The organism is Arenibacter lacus, assembly GCF_008711145.1.
GTDB classification, from domain to species: domain Bacteria; phylum Bacteroidota; class Bacteroidia; order Flavobacteriales; family Flavobacteriaceae; genus Arenibacter; species Arenibacter amylolyticus.
Genome location: NZ_VVIN01000044.1, coordinates 1 through 17,406, shown reverse-complemented (window position 1 = coordinate 17,406; position 17,406 = coordinate 1). Strand labels below are relative to the sequence as shown.

Below are 17,406 nucleotides of genomic sequence, written 5' to 3'. Positions count from 1 at the left end.
GGGGTTTACATCAATTTTAACCGCTCCCTTAATACTTTTTCCCCCTTCCCTAGAAAGACGTGCTTTATACTTATATAATACACTTCTCCCATTAAACCAGATAACCTCACATAATCTTTCTCCGTGGTAAGAATTCGTTCTTTTTTCCGAAACATATCCATCTCCTTTGGACTAAAGAAATGGTGATCTGGGTAGGATAGATGCTCCAATTCCAATCCCTTTGCCACTAGGTATTCTACCAGTGGGGATGGATTGGCAATACCGGTTACCAAGCTTAGCTTTTGCCCCTTTAATTGCTCCAAGGACAACTCCCTAGGCCCTCCTTTAAGGTTCGTGTCGTATTCCAAATAACTAAACACCACCTCTTGTTGGCTACTGGGGCCCAACTTTCTACGAATGGCCGCTTGGGCAGATTGGGACAAGTCCCTAGGGCATTTGGTCACCACAATTATATCGGCACGTTTTGCCTGAGCCTTGCTATCACGTAAATTCCCGGTAGGCAAATACCAGTCGTCCACATATAACTCCTCATAGGCGGTTAGCAACACATAATGGGTACAAGTTACCTTCCTATGCTGAAAAGCGTCATCCAATAGAATAATATCTGGAGACCGCATTTCCTCCAAAGTAGCTATCCCATTTTGCCTATCGGCATCCACCGCAACATCAATCCCTGGAAACTTCTTCGCTATCTGGTAGGGTTCATCTCCCAACTCCCCTACTTCCGTCTGAGAATTAGCCAGAAGAAAACCTTTGGACTTGCGGCCATAGCCCCTGCTCAGTACCGCAATCTTTTTGTTCTCCCCTATACTGTTTATCAAAAATTCGATCATAGGGGTTTTCCCTGTACCGCCTACGCTTAAATTACCCACGCAGATAGTTTTGGTATGATAGGATTTATTCTTAAAGATATTCTTATCGAAAAGAAAGTTGCGTATATACACTACCATAGCGTAAATCAACGATATGGGGAAAGCTAATCTTCGTAATAGTTGCATTGGAACGAAATTATAATATTTTTACCTTTGGAGGACTATAAAAATATAAAATGATCATAAAAGAAGTTATTGCCCACTTGGAGGAGTTGGCTCCCTTGGGCCAGGCAGAGGATTTTGACAATGTAGGTCTTTTGGTTGGAGAATACCATACCCCAGTCACGGGAATCTTGGTAACACTGGATACCCTGGAGAATGTGGTAGATGAGGCCATCAGCAAACAATGTAATCTTATTGTTAGTTTTCATCCAATTATATTTGGCGGACTAAAAAAAATCACTGGCGCTAACTATGTGGAACGGGTAGTACTAAAAGCCATTCGCCATAACATTGCCATTTACAGCATGCATACGGCCTTGGATAATAGCAAGCAAGGGGTAAACGCCAAGATATGCGAAGTACTGGCAATACAAGAGCCACGCATCTTGATTCCAAAAAAGGCTTTCCTGAAAAAATTAACCACTTATATTCCTCAGGCCAATGCAGAACAACTAAGGCAGGCACTCTACCAAGCAGGTGCTGGCCATATTGGCAACTATAGCAATTGCAGTTTTTCCTTGGATGGTACTGGCAGCTATAAACCTAACGAACACGCCAATCCCCATTTAGGTAAGATTGGAGAGACCCATTATGAGCAGGAGACACAAATTAATATCACCTACACCAAAGAGAAGGAATCCCAGATATTAGCCGCGCTTTTTAAGAACCACCCCTATGAGGAGGTAGCTTATGAGATTCAATCCTTGGACAATACCCATCAACATTTGGGCATGGGTATGTACGGAAATTTGGAAAAACCACTTAAAGAGGAGGCCTTTTTTGATATTATAAAGGAAAAAATGAATGTTTCTTGTATTCGTCACACCCAACTCCTAGGAAAAGAAGTTCAAAAGATTGCCGTGCTAGGGGGCAGCGGTTCTTTTGCAATTTCGGCCGCAAAGGCTGTAAACGCTGATGTTTTCATCACTTCCGATATAAAATACCATCAGTTTTACGAAGCAGAAAACAAGATTGTACTGGCCGATATTGGTCACTTTGAAACAGAGCAGTTTACAAAAAATCTGTTAGTTGATTATCTTAAGAAAAAAATCCCTAATTTTGCAATCTCTTTATCGGAGAGTTTAACAAATCCCATCAAGTATTATTAAATATGGCAAAAAAGAAAGAAGCAACGGTAGAAGAAAAGTTAAGGGCATTATACGATTTGCAATTAATAGATTCTAGGGTTGACGAGATAAGAAATATTAGGGGCGAATTACCTCTAGAGGTAGAAGATTTAGAAGATGAGGTACTTGGTCTTAAAACCAGAATGGAAAAACTTAAGACCGATGTAGAGACCATCAACTACGAAATTACTGCCAAAAAGAACCTTATTGACGAGGCCAAGGTTTTAATGAAAAAGTATGCTGAGCAGCAAAAGAATGTTCGTAATAGCAGGGAGTTTAACTCACTTAGCAAAGAGGTAGAATACCAAGAGCTAGAAATCCAATTGGCTGAGAAGAACATTAAGGAATTTAAGGCTCAGATTGAACAAAAGAAAGAAGTTATTGCCAGCACTAAAGAACGTTTAACCGAAAGGGAAACGCACCTTAAGCATAAAAAAGGCGAACTAAACGACATTTTAGCTGAAACAGAGAAGGAAGAGCAGGCACTTTTAGCCAAATCTGAAGAATACCAGGCTCAAATAGAGGAGCGTTTGGTAAAGGCTTACAAAAGGATTAGAAACAAAGTGAAGAATGGCTTAGCAGTAGTTCCAATTGAAAGAGGCGCTTCCCGCGGATCTTTCTTTACCATTCCACCACAAGTACAGGTAGAGATCGCTTCCCGTAAGAAGATCATAAGCGATGAACACAGTGGAAGGATATTGGTAGACCCAGTTTTGGCTGAGGAGCAGCAGGAGAAAATGCAAAAATTGTTTTCTAAACTGTAGTTTCAAAATATACGACCTAATTTAAAAGGCGATCTCCAAGGAGACCGCCTTTTTTTATGGCCCAAATTAGGACAGCATCAGCTTTTAACTTCTACCGCAAATGAGGAGCATACCCAAAAAAGAAAATCATTACTTATTCTTAAAGCAATTTAACTTAATAGCTATACCCGGCCTATATCACCAGTCTGCTATGAATTTAAAATTTCCGACTTGGAAATGAGGTTTAACATCTTATTCTCTACCTCCTCACTATCCCAAACGTCTTGGATATTGGGCATTTCCATAACCTGTTTCATAATCTCCTCTTGTGCATCCCCAAGGGCTAAGGCCTCTACATAAGGACGATCCGAAAAGGTGACCCTAGAATATACCGGCACCCATTTCTCTGGATGCTTTTTGGAGAAATGCTTTTCTATTTTCTTTTGAAGTATGAAATTGGGATCTGCTGTTTTACTGCTCATCTCCATAAAATTGCGGTAACTGAGCTCTGCAATAGCATCTGCATTGGGTTTTCGTTCTTCTTGATAGGTTTCAAAAATACGCTCCCAATCATCCCCATATCGGGCAATAATTTTACTTAAGGCATGTATATCCTCAAATCCAGCATTCATCCCCTGCCCGTAAAAAGGTACCACCGCATGCGCAGAATCGCCCACCAGGGCCACCTTATCCCAATAGGTCCATGGATAGCACTGCATCGTTACAAGGGCACTCGTAGGATTTTTAAAGAAGGTGGAAGTTAAATCGTCTATCACGTTAGAGACACATGGGAAATAGCTGTTAAAAAACGATCTAACTGCTGCTTCGGTAGTTAAACTTTCAAATGAAACCTCCCCTTCGAAGGGTAAGAACAAGGTACAGGTAAAACTGCCATCCAGGTTTGGCATGGCTATAAACATAAATCTCCCCCTTGGCCAAATATGGAAGGAATGCTTGTCTAACTTGTGGGTTCCATCCTCATTGGCTGGGATGGCCAATTCCTTGTATCCAACATCAATAAAATGCTGGGAATAATTAAACCTACTCCTTCGCTGCATTTTATGGCGGATGCGAGAAAAGGCGCCATCACACCCAAAAACAATATCGTGATTATATTCTTTCCAACTCCCCTTTTCAGTTTCGCCAGTATAGATGGTACCCTCTGCCAATGCTATATCCCAAACCTTTTCCTTGAAGCGGAATACTGCCCCTTCTTTCTCGGCCAGGTTAATCATACGTCTGTTCAACACGCCCCTAGATATGGACCAAATAGCCTCCTTTTCCTTCCCGTACTTTTGGTAGTACACCGGCTCCTCTACCAAATGAATGGCGCGCTTATCCATGGGAATCCCCAGCTCCATGATGTTTTCTTCAATCCCCACCTCGCGCAAGGCCTTCCAGCCTCGATCACTCATAGCCAAATTTATGGAACGACCGGAAAATTCAACCTTTCTAATATCGGGACGTCTATCATAGACTGTTATCTGATGTCCTAATCTCCTGAGATATATTGCCAAGAGCGATCCTACCAAGCCAGAGCCGACGATGGCAATATTTTTAGGGGTTTGTATCATATATACTATTGTATAAGCGGATAGTACTGGTTAATAAATTAAAAATAATAAAAATATAGTCAAATAAAGCCCTAAGGCCCATCCAATGCCTTCTCCACAGCCTTGACCCTTCCAATGACCTTATATAATCCAAAACAAGGAAAAGCCTTCGCTAGGTAAGGCTGTAGGGCTCTAAATGCCCCACCATTCCCGTAGGTTTCACGCCCCAGCATCCAAAATCCCTGTTTGCCCGTATATATAATACATTCCGCTTCGGCGTCTATATATATAAAAGTCCTTCGCATTAGGTTTGCGAAGGACTTTTCCCATTTTATAGCAAGCAATACGATAAACACGGAGTAAAAATGATGTTTTAAAAAAACACACTTACTACCGTTTTTTCCATAGTTGCAATGAAAGCAATACCTGGCACCTGGCCAATGGTTATAAAACCTTGCTAGTGGAAATAGCTAGGCTTATTCTAAAATGCCATCTACAATTCCGTAGGCGATAGACTCTTCGGCATTCATCCAAAAGTCCCTATCAAAATCTTTCATCACCTTATCTGGATCCTGACCACAGTTTTCTGCCAATATTTTAGCACTCAATTCCCTTGTTTTTATGATCTCCTTGGCCTGAATCTCTATATTGGATGCCTGTCCTCTAGCACCTCCACTAGGCTGGTGGATCATCACCTGTGCATGGGGTTGAATAAATCTTCGTCCTTTCTTTCCTACAGACAATAGGATAGACCCCATAGAAGCTGCTAATCCAGAGCAGATAGTAGATACCGGACTTTTCAAGGATTTAATAGTATCGTAAATCGCAAATCCGGAAGTAACATAACCACCCGGGCTATTGATAAACAATTGTATCTCTTTATTGCTCTGCATATCCAAATACATCAATCGGTCTATTACATGCTTGGCAGAATCATCATCTACCATCCCCCATAAAAACACCTTTCTCTCTTCCAGCAATTTTTCGTCGATCGCTTCCTGTACCTTACCTTTTTTTGATCCCATTTTTATAATTCTTGTTAAGTCTCAAAAATAATCATTTTATTATAAAAAACAGTCGCTAACCGATCTGTCCCTCGCATCTTTTCCCAGAACCCATCTATTATGATACTTTTGGCCACCTCTAACATTAGCGACCTAGTCCGCTAAGCGTACCTATACTGTTTCCGTCTTTGGCTCATTGCTTTTATTAATTGTTGTAGAAGCCCGTTGAAGTGCATTTTATAAGAGGAATTAATAAATGTGTGAAGGGTAGAAAAAGTAAAGATCTCAACAGCACCTATTTTAGATCCGGATGTGCTAACTTGAGCTCTAGCATATAGTAGCCTTTAAAAAAGCAACTAAATAAGCTTTCAACATCTATAAATAAACACCTTAAATAAAGTTATAATGAAACCAATTGGCTATTTGTTATTACTATTTTTTCTACTTGTTGGATGTAACCAAAAGGATGATGATCCTATTCAATGTACAGACTCGGGCAATTGCGATGATTGCATTATAATTAATAAAAACTTGTATGATCAGACAACTACGGACAATTATACCATAGAGGACATCACCATAAATCAAGATTGTTTAGAAATTACATTTAGTGCCTCTGGTTGCGATGGGAATACGTGGGAAATAGACGTGATTGATCTAGGTGGAATAGCTGAAACCGCTGTACCTCAAAGAGATCTAAAACTAAAACTGATAAATAATGAAGCATGCTTGGCAGTTTTTACAAGAACTATTTCCTTTAATCTTGCTCCCTTACAATTGATAAATTATTCTGCTGTTAATTTAAAAATTGCTGACTATCCTACGGTAATAAGCTATGAGTACTAAAAAAGCGCGGCACAATGACGTACAACGCAAATGCCGAGTGTAAACAAAAACAAATTAGTTTCCACTACAAATTAGATCACTAAGCCTACAAATCCAGATTCAAAACGGGGCCACTTCTCCTTATAAAACCTTCCACCCACTTTGCCCCTACTACCATTAACGGCCAATATCTGACCAAAACCTAGTATCTTTGAAAAAAACCAATCATGAAAACATATATAGGAGTAGTTCTAAGTTTGTTTTTCCTCCTAGCTTGCAAGGATGGTAAAAAGGCAGAAATCAAAGAAGAAAAGACGCTAACCATTTTAGAAAAGGTAGCCTTTGCACATGGATTTGAACACTTTAAAGGTATAAGGGAAATCCAATTCACCTTCAATGTAGATAGGGATACCAGCCATTTTCAGCGTAGCTGGACCTGGAATACCCAGACCCATGAAGTGGTGGCGGATAGCAATGGAGAAAGAAACACCTATAACCACAAGGAGGTAGATAGCAGCACGGCAAAAATTGACGCAGCCTTCATCAATGACAAATACTGGCTATTGGCCCCCTTTAATTTATTATGGGACAAAGACAATTTCACCTTTGATCACCAAACGGATATCCCCGCTCCTATCAGTAAAACGCCCATGCAACGCTTAACCATTGTATATGGAAATGAGGGTGGCTATACCCCGGGGGATGCGTACGACTTTTATCTAGACCCTAATCATATGATTAAGGAATGGGTGTTTAGACGTGGAAATCAGGAAGCGCCTTCTACCATTACCACTTGGGAAAACTATGTAGACCTCAACGGTTTAAAAATAGCCACCATGCATACCAATGAGGATGGCTCCTTTAAACTCTACTTTACCGATCTAAAAGCCATCCCTAGGGAGATGAACTAAGCGAAGCTAGCTATCGTCTTCTTCGATAAAGGGCATAGGTAGCTGCCAACACCAGGGCAGAACAGATTAATAATATGGTAAAAGTAACGTTCAGCGAATATTCTTCGGCCACAAACCCTAATACCACGGGTCCTAGCAAAAATCCGGAATAGCCGGTACCCGCTATAAAGGAGACCCCTTTGGCCGAATCTATCCCTTTTACCGTACCCCCGATCCTAAAGAGTTCTGGGATAATAACTGAAAATCCAAGGCCTACTAGGGCAAAGCCTATAATTGACATATACACCTCGGTAGTAAGCACCAGCAGATAGCCAATAGTGGAAACAGCGGCTCCTCCCGCAACTATTTTTATAGAGCCAATCTTTGCACTAATACCATCGCCCAAAAACCTTCCTAAGGTCATCATTACCGAAAATGCCAAAAATCCAGAACCGATAAGCGCTTCGGGGGCCATGGTTATTTCTTGTAAATAGAGACCACTCCAATCTACTATAGCGCCTTCGCCTCCCATCACCATAAAAGATACCAAACCCAGGATCAGCAGAGGTCTAAAAAGTTTTATACTAAAAGCTTCCCTTTCTATAGGGGCAGCAACTATATGTTTATAGTGCTTATGAAAAATTATATTGACCAGCAGAACCAATAGCACTGCATAAAACATGTGCAGGGCGGGATTGTTGATGTAAAATATAAGAAAGCTACCTAAGCCTGCTAGGACACCCCCCATACTAAAAAAACCATGGGAAGCCGACATAAAGTTTTGACGGTCTTCTTTTTCAATCTCGGTAACCAAGGTATTCATAGCAATATCCGTAAGCCCATTACTAGCCCCAAATAAAAACAGTGCCCCCATTAAAAAATAATAATTGGGTGCTAACAAAGGAAGCAAGGCTGAGACACAGCTCAATAATACCCCATACCATGTAGCCTTCCCAACTCCCCACCAATCTATGATTTTAGAAGCCAAGGGAAAGACCACGAATACCCCCAAGGCAAGGAAAAATATTGCTACTCCAAGATCTGCTTTGTCAATTTGCAGCTTTTCCTTAACTGTAGGAATATAGATGGCCCAGGTTCCAAATAGAATATTAATACTGGCAAACACCCAGGAGGGCCCAAAATATCTTGGATTGGAAAGAATTAAACGCAACGATTTCATTAAACTATTTTATTTGAATTATTTAGCCATGAAAGACTAAAATTGCAGATCTGGAAAGGCAAGACCTCCTACAAAGGAGTCATTTTTAAAACACTCTTCACCATCTTTATAGAAATTGCCCAAGCTTAATACTTATTTTCAATCCCTTTTTTTAACAATTGACCAAAGCGATACATATCTGCAAAAGAACAATAAAAGGGTGCCGGAGCCAAGCGGATTACATTGGGTTCTCTCCAATCTACCACCACTCCCATATCCATTAAATAATGGAATAATTCCTTACCCTGCCCGTGTAATAAGACAGAAAGCTGACACCCCCTATCCTCTGGGGTGATCACTTGAAAATTGGCGTTGGTTTCCTTTGCTATTTCCTGAAGAATATATTCTAGATATTTTACCAGCACTTCCCTCTTTTGAATCAATGCCTCCATCCCCACTTCCTCAAACATTTCCAAAGAGGCCAAATAAGGTGCCAAGGCAAGTACAGGCGGATTACTAATTTGCCAGGCGTCTGCATTTTCCATAGGTTGAAACTCTGGCTCCATTAAAAATCGGGTTTCTTTTTTTGTTCCCCACCAACCTTCCATCCGGGGCAAATCGTTCCTATTTAAATACTGCTCGTTAATGTACACCCCAGATGCATTTCCAGGTCCAGCATTCATATATTTATAACTACACCAAGCGGCAAAATCTACCCCCCAATCGTGGAGTTTTAAGTTTACGTTCCCGGCACCATGAGCTAAGTCCCACCCTACCATAGCGCCCTGTTCTTTGGCCACCTTGGTAATCTCTTGCATATTAAAAACCTGTCCGTTGTAGTAATTAACACCCCCCATTAGAACAAGGGCTAGTTCTTGTCCCACCTCCTTAATCTTATCCAATACATCTTCCGTACGCCAAAAGTGTTCTCCTTCTCTCTTTTTTATAGTTACAATGCTATCTTCCGGATTTAGGCCATGGAATTTAACCTGACTGTTTAGCATATACTGATCGGAAGGAAATGCCTTCTCTTCACAAATAATCTTGAAACGTGTGGCACTGGGCCTATAAAAAGACACCATTAGTAAATGGAGGTTTACCGTAAGGGTATTCATAACGGTAATTTCCTGGGGTTTAGCTCCCACCACCTTAGCCAAAGGAGCGGCCAGGCGTTCATGATAATCCCACCAAGCTTTATCTGCCTTAAAATGGCCTTCCACGGCCATTTCCCTCCAGTCGGTCATTATTTCATTCACATATTCCTGGGTTCTTTTAGGCTGTAATCCCAAGGAGTTTCCGGTAAAATAGATTACATCTTCTCCCTTAACCTTTGGAAAGTGAAATTGGTCCCGATATTTCCCTAAGGGGTCGGCAGCATCCAATTCTTGGGCAAAACTCAATGAATTTTGAAATATCATATATCCTAAATTTTAATTCAAAAATACGATTTAGCACGGCAATTCTTTAAAAGTTGCAAGAACTAAATTTATTTTATTGACCTAGTCTAAATGTACCCTCATTTCGATTAGATGTTTCTGAAAGCCCGATTTTTCATAGGCCTTTATAGCGGGTTCATTGTTGTTATACACCGTAAGTCTAACCTCATTAATACCTTTGGACCTGGACCAATCCATCAAGGAGTCTACAATTACTTTATTAACACCTTTTCCCCGGTACGCTTCCGCGGTGTACATAAAACCTAGATAGGTATACTTCTCATGGTTTAAGTACGTTTTAGCATCTTTAACAAGGCCGTACCCGGATGCTATTATCTTTCCATCGGCTTCTGCTACCACCACTAGGGCATCCTCAGACAATATTAGTTCCCTAAGGTCGTAATAACTAATTGGATCCTTGTCCAAGGTCTCATCAAAGGGTCGCTCTGCCTTAATTATTTCCTGTTCAAATTTTTTCAAGGTTTTTAAATCGGCCACAGTAGCCTTTCTTATCGAAAATTGTTCCATGATCCTTATCTTTGAACCGCTAAATATACAAAGTTCATCCCATGCATTTCTTATCGGCCCAATTACAGCAATATATTACCGACCATTCCCAACCAGAACCTGAAATCCTTCAGAGGCTCACTAGGGAAACCCATTTAAAAGTGATTCAGCCCAGGATGATCACCGGGCACTTTCAGGGCCGTGTTCTCAGCATGATCTCCAAAATTAAATCGCCCAAAAACATCTTGGAGATTGGCACCTATACGGGCTATTCGGCTATTTGCTTGGCCGAGGGTCTCCCCGTGGATGGCCGTTTACACACCATAGATGTTAATGAAGAACTAAACGCCATGCAACGCAGGTATTTTGAGGAGAGTGGATTTGGGGATCAGATTATTCAACATACTGGCGATGCCCTGGAAATAATACCGACTTTAGATACCACCTTTGATCTTGTATTTATTGATGCGGAGAAATCTAGTTATGATCATTATTTTGAAGCCGCACTTAAAAAATGTAAATCGGGAAGCCTTATTCTATCGGACAATGTGTTATGGTCTGGAAAAGTGATTGCCCCTCTGCAAGCCAAAGATAAGGCTACTAAAACCTTGTTAGACTACAATAAGAAGTTAAAGGAAGATCCTCGAGTAGAGACCGTCCTCCTTCCCATCCGTGACGGACTAACCTTAAGTAGGGTGCTTTGAAATTAGTAGTGAGCAGTTTTACAGTTAACAATAAACAATTAACAGTAAACAATGATGTACGTTGTACGTCCCTGATATAGGTTGACCATTTACTGATTATTATTTGTTGGCCCAGTCATTTCGACATGAGCCCTATTTTTGGGCGATTGAGAAATCACACACGACAGGCTAGATTCCTAAAGAGTTAGAAGGTTAGAAGCTGATTTATAGAATGAAGCAGGTAGTCTAGCCTAGGTTTTAAATTGTTAATGTCTACACAGGGACAACAAACCATTTTTGGTAGAGCCTATAAAAGAGTATGGCAAAAAAGATTCCTACGGCTGTACCCACCAATAAATCTAAGGGGTAATGCACTCCTACATACACCCTGCTTACCACAAACGTTAGCGGCCATATAAAGAATAGCCAACTCCACTTAAAGCGATGTCTTAGAAAAAGGTATACAATGGTGGTTACGCTAAACGAGCTAGAGGCATGTCCGGAAAAGAAACTATAACTGGTAGGACTTTTTAATATTCTAATGAGGGTGTTTATTTCCTCCGTATTATTGGGTCTTAATCGAGCCACAATTTCTTTGGTAATCCCAGTAATCATAGCTACCACGAGCAGGGTAACCAACACGGTTCCCAATACCCAAAGGGCTTCTTTTTTAGGATATTCCTTAAATATGAGGTAAATAAATAGGAGGAATAGCGGGATCCAAGTAGAGAAATTGGTCACTACGGACCAAAAGAGGTCGTACTGCTCCAATCCAAGGCTATTAAGATAAATAAAAAGATCACGATCCCATTGTAACAGCTTCTCCAGCATATTACTTTCTTTTAATTACGCCCGTTACTTCATCAACGTTTTCCTTAACCTTGTTGATTTCCCCTTTTATATCATCTGCGAAACTAGTATCTATACCTTGCTTTTCAGCACTTTTTTGGATTTCCTGTTTAATGTCTTCCGTGGCATCCTTCAGTTGCCTCATCCCCTTCCCCAAGCCTTTGGCTATTCCTGGAATTTTATCCGCACCAAAAACCATTACCACGATAAACATGATAAAGAAAATTTCGGCGCCGCTAATAAATAGAATTATAGTACTAAACATAGGACAAATATAATGAGAAGTTTTTCAGCTACATAAAAAATATGGTTAACTTTTTAAAACCGATAAAGATAAGTAAAAATCCCCATACCATTTACTGTTTTTTCACCTCACCATCCCCAGCAATTCCAATGCATACACCCATAAAAAGCACCTCTGCTGCCATACGCTTCCCTGCTAATACATTGGCTCAACAGATGCCCTTAAACCCAATTCTTAATTCGCACTAGGGGACATGGAAACAGTAAAAACCTTCTACCCTAGTAAAACACAGCTTTCGAAATAGCCTGATGAAAAGGTCTTATTAAAATTATTGCAATCCATTATTCCGTCTATACACCACACTCCTATCCCTAAGGTATTCCCATATTTTCAGTTTATCCCGGGTGGCTATTACCTCGGCGAAGGTCCCATCCATCTCACAGAAATATAGGAAGTCGTCCAATTTTAGTTCGGGAATCTTTAGCTCTCTAACAAGAACCGAATCGGGATAAAACTGCTTAACCCGTTGGGTTTTGGAGTATTTGTTTTCAAGTTCCACTCTTCTTTTGAGCATTTTAGTTCGACCAGAAAGGGCATTAATTAGGGGGTCTAACCCCATAAAAGGATTTGAAGTAGCCGTAAATAAATGGCGTTCTGCTTGGGTAATGACCCTTACATCGGCATTGGGTAAGCCAAGGCTACTGGCCGTTTTTGGGGTAGGTACATTTAATCGCCTCATATCCCGAGCCAATTCCCCAGTTAGGTTATAGGGAGTAACCACCACCTCGTCTAAAGCGATATTGGCATCTTCCAAGGTTACCGTAATAAATTTACTATCTAGTACCCCCGTTGTTACCACCACCGTTTTTTTACGGAACTGAACTGCAGAGAAGACCAAGGTGTCATTTAAGTGCACCCCAATGGAAAAATAACCGTTTATATCTGTGATTGCCGCCCTTTTTGAAGTGGTATTCAATACATGGGTAGCCGCCACATCACCATCGGAACTAACCACCCTTCCCTTCAGTTCTTTTTCACCAAAAGCCTGTCCAAAAGCCGATATTGTAAACAACAGAAAACTCCCAACGTACAGATTTGTAAAAATCCTAAAGCGATTCAGTCCTCTTTCCTTGGGTATAGTATTCATAAACTCACAGCTCCCGAAACCCTAATGCTACCGGGCTTTCCAAGTAAATTATTCTTTGTTCTCGAGATTCTCTAAATAGTTTTTGCTCTGTGTCACCAAGAAATCCAACAGCTGAAACTCGTTCCGCTTCCGCAACAATTCCCTACTGGGAAGCTGCGCATCGCAATACAGTAGGAAGTCGTCTATATTGGCCTGCGGTAATTTTAGGTCTACTACAAAAAAGTAATCGTCGTAAACCTGTCTTAAGACCTCACTCACTTTAAGGGGTTCGCGTTCTGGTCCATCATCGCCCTTAGTAGCCAGAAGCAGGGCCTTAAAAATATTCACAAAATTAAGTCCGTCCTTCATACCCCGATCAGTTTGGGACAAGGAAATATTTTCCACGGCTGTCAATCGGTCCGTTTCGTACTCATATTCATTTACCAGCAATTCCTTATTTTTAAGTTGAATGAATTTTTCCTGGTCTTCGGGCGTCACCACCACCTCGTCTAGTTCCGTAACTTTTTCATTTACTTCGATTACCAAACGGTTATTGGCAAGGATCTCTGGCGTAATCTCTACCACCTTTAACTGGTAGTTGACCGCCGTAAACACTAATTGGTCCCCTGCCTTTACCCTAATGCCATACTCTCCCCTATCATTGGTAATAGTAGCCATTTCGGTGTTTACATTTATTACATTTTGATTTGGTACAAATACATTTCTATAAAGCACTTGCCCCCTTAAAATCTGTCGGTCATCATCTTGGGAATAGCCTAGGAAGATGAATAAAAATGCAAGTAAGCACAGCAATTTAGTCTGCATATTTTTGTTTTAAATTAGAAATTCACTGAATCCATAGGGAGATTCCATCATTGCAATGGGTAAATCCCCTTATCTTGTAATTAAGATATAAAGAAATACTAAGTTAACCGCATAGAATCACAATTCTTAATTAAACTTTTGTTAAGATAAATAACCTCTATAGCAACTTCATAAAAAAAGCACCCATTTTTTCTTACGTTAGGTCCTAGCACCATCGATAAATAAAATGGGGCTATTCCCAACAACTCCAATCAACGCCCTACAGCCTAACCCCCTGTTAATAACCTCCTTGCCCTATTTCTACAACAGCAAGCACAGCGTCTTCAGGAAAGGCAGGCCCTAGTTTGGGAGTAAGTTCTAAAGATTCATTGTATTTTTAGGGCGAAATTAATGAGTTCATGAAAAAAATATTACTTGCTAGCACTTCTACCCTTTTCGGACAATCTTATTTGGAATACCTACTTCCGGAATTAGCAGGGTTTTTCTCCCACACGGGAACCATTACTTTTATTCCCTATGCCAGGCCAGGGGGAATCTCCCATGAAAACTATACCGAACTGGTGACCACGGCATTCGCCAAAATAGACAAGAAGGTGGTGGGCCTCCATAGTTTTGGAGATCCACGGGAAGGAATTGCCCAAGCCGAAGCGCTGTTCACTGGAGGAGGAAACACCTTTCTTCTAGTACAGCAATTACACAACTTGGATTTAATGCAGCCTTTAAAGGAAAAAATCAATGAAGGCACCCCATATTTAGGCACCAGTGCCGGAAGTAATATTGCAGGTCCCAGCATGAAGACCACCAATGACATGCCCATTGTACATCCTCCTAGCTTTGAGACCCTGGGAGTGGTAGGCTTTAACCTAAACCCCCACTATTTAGATCCAGACCCTAACAGCACACATAAGGGGGAAACCAGGGAAACTAGGATTCGGGAGTTCCATCAACAAGACAAAACCCCGGTAATTGGATTGCGGGAAGGAGATTACATTTTGATTCATGGCCAGGAGGCAACCCTAAAGGGAGTAGGTACGGCCCGCATCTTTGAAGCAGGAAAATCCCCCTACGAAAGTCGGCAAATTCCCGTTTAAAATCATAAGCTCCCTGTTCAACCAGTACTAAGGTATTTTACCCGATAATTCTAGTTTTATACGGAGATAGTTTTATTTTTGTAAGTCCCTGAATCCTAGAACTCACCATTAACATTTTAACCTAAAGCTACCGGTATTTTTTTGCTTGTTCACAAGCGGTACCGTGTCTTTATGTAGCCCTCCATTTCCCCACTATCATGGAGCGCGGACTTTTATTCAACTGAATATGCCATGGGATTATAATGTGTTGTATGGCCATTGGCCAATGCAACCTTGGAAATAACGAGGAACACAATCTTGGGAACATGGAAAAAAAAATGCTACTAGTCTGCCTGTTATTGGGTATAGCGGTTCAGGCGCAAATAAAAATAGGAGATAATCCCCAAGCTATTAATCCCAGCTCCGTCTTGGAATTGGAAAGCACCACCAAGGTACTTGTTATCACCCGTGTTACCACGGCACAAATGGATGCTATTACCCCCTCTGAAGGAGCCTTGGTTTACAATACCGAGGTGGGATGTCTCTATTACTATAAAGACATCGCCTGGGTAAATCTATGTAATGCAGGGAATGGATCCCTTTCCCTTACTTCCATGAACGAAACTATTGTACTCACCTCCTCGGGCAATACCAACCAGATTTCGGTGGGGGAAATTAGGGGGGAACAAATTGTAGACGCCACCATTTTTGGGCAAGATTTGGCCAATGGCTCCATTACGCAGCCCAAATTGGGTTTAAATTCCGTAGGGACAGCACAATTACGGGAGAATTCCGTCACGAATATTGAATTAGGGGAAAACTCCGTGGGGGGTGTAAATATTATAAACGGCATTGTAGAACCAAGGCACATGACTCCTGGAGGTTTCAATCAATTACTGACCACTGATGGCACAGGACAGGTACTCTGGGTAAGCAAGGAAGAACTAGGGGCCACCTTGGCAGATCAGACCACTATAGAAGGCCAAGGAATAGCAGCAAGTCCTCTAAAAATTTCTGCATCGGTACTAAAACGGATTTCTGACAATACCAGTGGCCTGAACACCAAAGAAAACCTCGTTAATAAATCCCCGAATGTCAATTTAGGAAATTCGGACCTTTTATACCCTACGCAACGGGCAGTTAGAGTTTATGTGGATAACAAGATTGGAGATCTTGGCGGGACGGTAAACGACAATCAGCAATTAGCCTTGAATCCAGCAAACGTTTTGTCTTTAGAGCGTGGGGGTAGTGTAAATTTAAGTCGTTACAATCAGACCCTCAGCAGATCGGGGAATGAAATTTCCATCTCGGGCGGAAATACAATAGATTTAAGCGGACTTGGTAGTGGCGGAGGTAGTGGCGGAGATGGATACCTTGAAAGTGTAGAAATTAACAACTCTAACTTAGTGTTTACTGGTGCTTCTGGGGCCTTCTCTGGAATCGTAGATTTATCGGAATTGCTTGGGGATGGCGTTGTTTCTTCGGTAGAACTACAGGGGAATAATCTAGTCTTTACTGGCGCTAATGGGGGATTCAACAATGCTGTAGATTTATCATCCTTATCGGGTGGCGGTGCTGGGGTTGAAGTGGAAGGGCCCCTATCTGGAACAGGACTCTCTGGGGACCCACTAAAGATTGTTCCTTCTACGACCCTCGGGCAGTTTTTAAGAACAGACCCAAGTACCGGGGCAGTAATTTGGGACGATATCCCCGATAGCACAGGAGGTGGCGATACGGTAACGCCCGATGGTATTACCATAACAGGAACAGGCAGTCCAACAAATCCACTGAAAATAAAAGCTGCGACTCCTGGTCAGTACCTAACAACCGATGCGATTAGCGGACAAGTAGTCTGGGACGATCTTCCCGAAGTTTCTGGTGGTGATGGCACTGTAGATGTGGATGGGATTACGATTCAGGGAACTGGAGTAGATCCTAATAGACTTAATGTGCCCACTGGCGGGATCACCACTACCCAAATATTAAATGGCACTATTTTAAGTGAAGATATAGCACCAGGGGGTGGCAACCAAGTTTTAAGAACTGATGCCACTGGAACAACGGTAGCGTGGGTGGATCTCCCTTCGGGAGGAGCCGACGGATCGGAAACTAAAATTAATGCCGGATCTAATGTAACGATAAATGGTGCAGGAACCATTGCTTCTCCGTATATAATCAGTAGTGTTGGTGGAGGCGGTGGAAGCACAGTTGCAGTAGATAATACAACCATAGAAGGTGACGGGGATACCCAGCCTTTACAAGTTAAGCTAGGAGGCATTACTACTTTACATATTGAAGATGATGCGGTGACGGCAAGCAAGATCAGTCCTG

17 protein-coding genes and 1 pseudogene are annotated in these 17,406 nt (G+C 41.5%); 7 read left to right on the top strand and 11 right to left on the bottom strand.

Annotation, left to right across the window (positions count from 1 at the left end; genetic code table 11):
* Positions 1-5: 5 nt before the first annotated feature.
* On the bottom strand, positions 6-998 hold the full coding sequence (gene lpxK, locus F1E73_RS12425) for a tetraacyldisaccharide 4'-kinase (protein ID WP_150452075.1): 993 nt from the start codon (positions 996-998) through the stop codon (positions 6-8).
* A gap of 50 nt (positions 999-1,048) precedes the next feature.
* On the opposite strand from lpxK, the gene F1E73_RS12420 reads away from it, so the two are divergent.
* Positions 1,049-2,143, top strand: coding sequence for a Nif3-like dinuclear metal center hexameric protein (locus F1E73_RS12420; RefSeq protein WP_086478001.1), 1,095 nt, complete (start codon positions 1,049-1,051; stop codon positions 2,141-2,143).
* A gap of 2 nt (positions 2,144-2,145) precedes the next feature.
* On the top strand, positions 2,146-2,925 hold the full coding sequence (locus F1E73_RS12415; protein WP_086478002.1) for a zinc ribbon domain-containing protein: 780 nt from the start codon (positions 2,146-2,148) through the stop codon (positions 2,923-2,925).
* A gap of 188 nt (positions 2,926-3,113) precedes the next feature.
* Here F1E73_RS12415 and F1E73_RS12410 read toward each other — a convergent pair whose 3' ends face one another.
* The 3 genes from F1E73_RS12410 to F1E73_RS12400 all read right to left on the bottom strand — a co-directional run bounded on the left by F1E73_RS12410 (position 3,114) and on the right by F1E73_RS12400 (position 5,482).
* Positions 3,114-4,478: an FAD-dependent oxidoreductase gene (locus F1E73_RS12410; protein ID WP_150452074.1), complete on the bottom strand. Its 1,365-nt coding sequence runs from the start codon at positions 4,476-4,478 to the stop codon at positions 3,114-3,116.
* A gap of 71 nt (positions 4,479-4,549) precedes the next feature.
* Positions 4,550-4,813 carry a hypothetical protein gene (locus F1E73_RS12405; protein WP_150452073.1) on the bottom strand — a complete coding sequence of 88 codons (264 nt, stop codon included), beginning with the start codon at positions 4,811-4,813 and terminating at the stop codon, positions 4,550-4,552.
* A gap of 120 nt (positions 4,814-4,933) precedes the next feature.
* Complete coding sequence (locus tag F1E73_RS12400; RefSeq protein ID WP_086478005.1) at positions 4,934-5,482, bottom strand: ClpP family protease; 549 nt, start codon at positions 5,480-5,482, stop codon at positions 4,934-4,936.
* A 384-nt stretch (positions 5,483-5,866) separates the two neighbouring features.
* Between F1E73_RS12400 and F1E73_RS12395 the strand changes: the two genes are divergently transcribed.
* On the top strand, positions 5,867-6,307 hold the full coding sequence (locus F1E73_RS12395) for a hypothetical protein (protein WP_086478006.1): 441 nt from the start codon (positions 5,867-5,869) through the stop codon (positions 6,305-6,307).
* A gap of 206 nt (positions 6,308-6,513) precedes the next feature.
* Positions 6,514-7,197, top strand: coding sequence for a hypothetical protein (locus F1E73_RS12390; protein WP_086478007.1), 684 nt, complete (start codon positions 6,514-6,516; stop codon positions 7,195-7,197).
* 10 nt (positions 7,198-7,207) lie between these two features.
* Here the strand turns inward: F1E73_RS12390 and F1E73_RS12385 are convergent, their stop codons facing one another.
* The 3 genes from F1E73_RS12385 to F1E73_RS12375 all read right to left on the bottom strand — a co-directional run bounded on the left by F1E73_RS12385 (position 7,208) and on the right by F1E73_RS12375 (position 10,299).
* Entirely contained in the window at positions 7,208-8,356 is a 1,149-nt protein-coding gene (locus tag F1E73_RS12385; protein ID WP_086478008.1) for an MFS transporter, read from the bottom strand.
* 125 nt (positions 8,357-8,481) lie between these two features.
* Complete coding sequence (gene kynU, locus F1E73_RS12380; protein WP_150452072.1) at positions 8,482-9,753, bottom strand: kynureninase; 1,272 nt, start codon at positions 9,751-9,753, stop codon at positions 8,482-8,484.
* 81 nt (positions 9,754-9,834) lie between these two features.
* Positions 9,835-10,299: a GNAT family N-acetyltransferase gene (locus tag F1E73_RS12375; RefSeq protein ID WP_086478010.1), complete on the bottom strand. Its 465-nt coding sequence runs from the start codon at positions 10,297-10,299 to the stop codon at positions 9,835-9,837.
* A gap of 41 nt (positions 10,300-10,340) precedes the next feature.
* Here F1E73_RS12375 and F1E73_RS12370 point away from each other — a divergent pair, with 41 nt between their 5' ends.
* Positions 10,341-10,982 carry an O-methyltransferase gene (locus F1E73_RS12370; protein WP_086478011.1) on the top strand — a complete coding sequence of 214 codons (642 nt, stop codon included), beginning with the start codon at positions 10,341-10,343 and terminating at the stop codon, positions 10,980-10,982.
* Between the two features lie 252 nt (positions 10,983-11,234).
* On the opposite strand, the gene F1E73_RS12365 is transcribed toward F1E73_RS12370, so the two are convergent.
* The 4 genes from F1E73_RS12365 to F1E73_RS12350 form a co-directional block, all read right to left on the bottom strand.
* On the bottom strand, positions 11,235-11,792 hold the full coding sequence (locus tag F1E73_RS12365; RefSeq protein ID WP_086478012.1) for a phosphatase PAP2 family protein: 558 nt from the start codon (positions 11,790-11,792) through the stop codon (positions 11,235-11,237).
* Position 11,793: 1 nt separating this feature from the next.
* Positions 11,794-12,075, bottom strand: coding sequence for a Sec-independent protein translocase subunit TatA/TatB (locus F1E73_RS12360; RefSeq protein ID WP_086478013.1), 282 nt, complete (start codon positions 12,073-12,075; stop codon positions 11,794-11,796).
* 307 nt (positions 12,076-12,382) lie between these two features.
* The gene (locus tag F1E73_RS12355; RefSeq protein WP_086478014.1) at positions 12,383-13,201 is read right to left on the bottom strand and encodes a carboxypeptidase-like regulatory domain-containing protein; all 819 of its coding nucleotides are present in this window, start codon (positions 13,199-13,201) and stop codon (positions 12,383-12,385) included.
* Positions 13,202-13,249: 48 nt separating this feature from the next.
* On the bottom strand, positions 13,250-14,005 hold the full coding sequence (locus F1E73_RS12350; protein WP_086478015.1) for a carboxypeptidase-like regulatory domain-containing protein: 756 nt from the start codon (positions 14,003-14,005) through the stop codon (positions 13,250-13,252).
* A gap of 398 nt (positions 14,006-14,403) precedes the next feature.
* Here F1E73_RS12350 and pepE point away from each other — a divergent pair, with 398 nt between their 5' ends.
* Both pepE and F1E73_RS12340 read left to right on the top strand, forming a co-directional pair.
* Entirely contained in the window at positions 14,404-15,096 is a 693-nt protein-coding gene (gene pepE, locus F1E73_RS12345) for a dipeptidase PepE (protein WP_150452071.1), read from the top strand.
* A 305-nt stretch (positions 15,097-15,401) separates the two neighbouring features.
* Positions 15,402-17,406 (top strand): annotated as a pseudogene (locus F1E73_RS12340) (hypothetical protein); the annotation flags it as partial.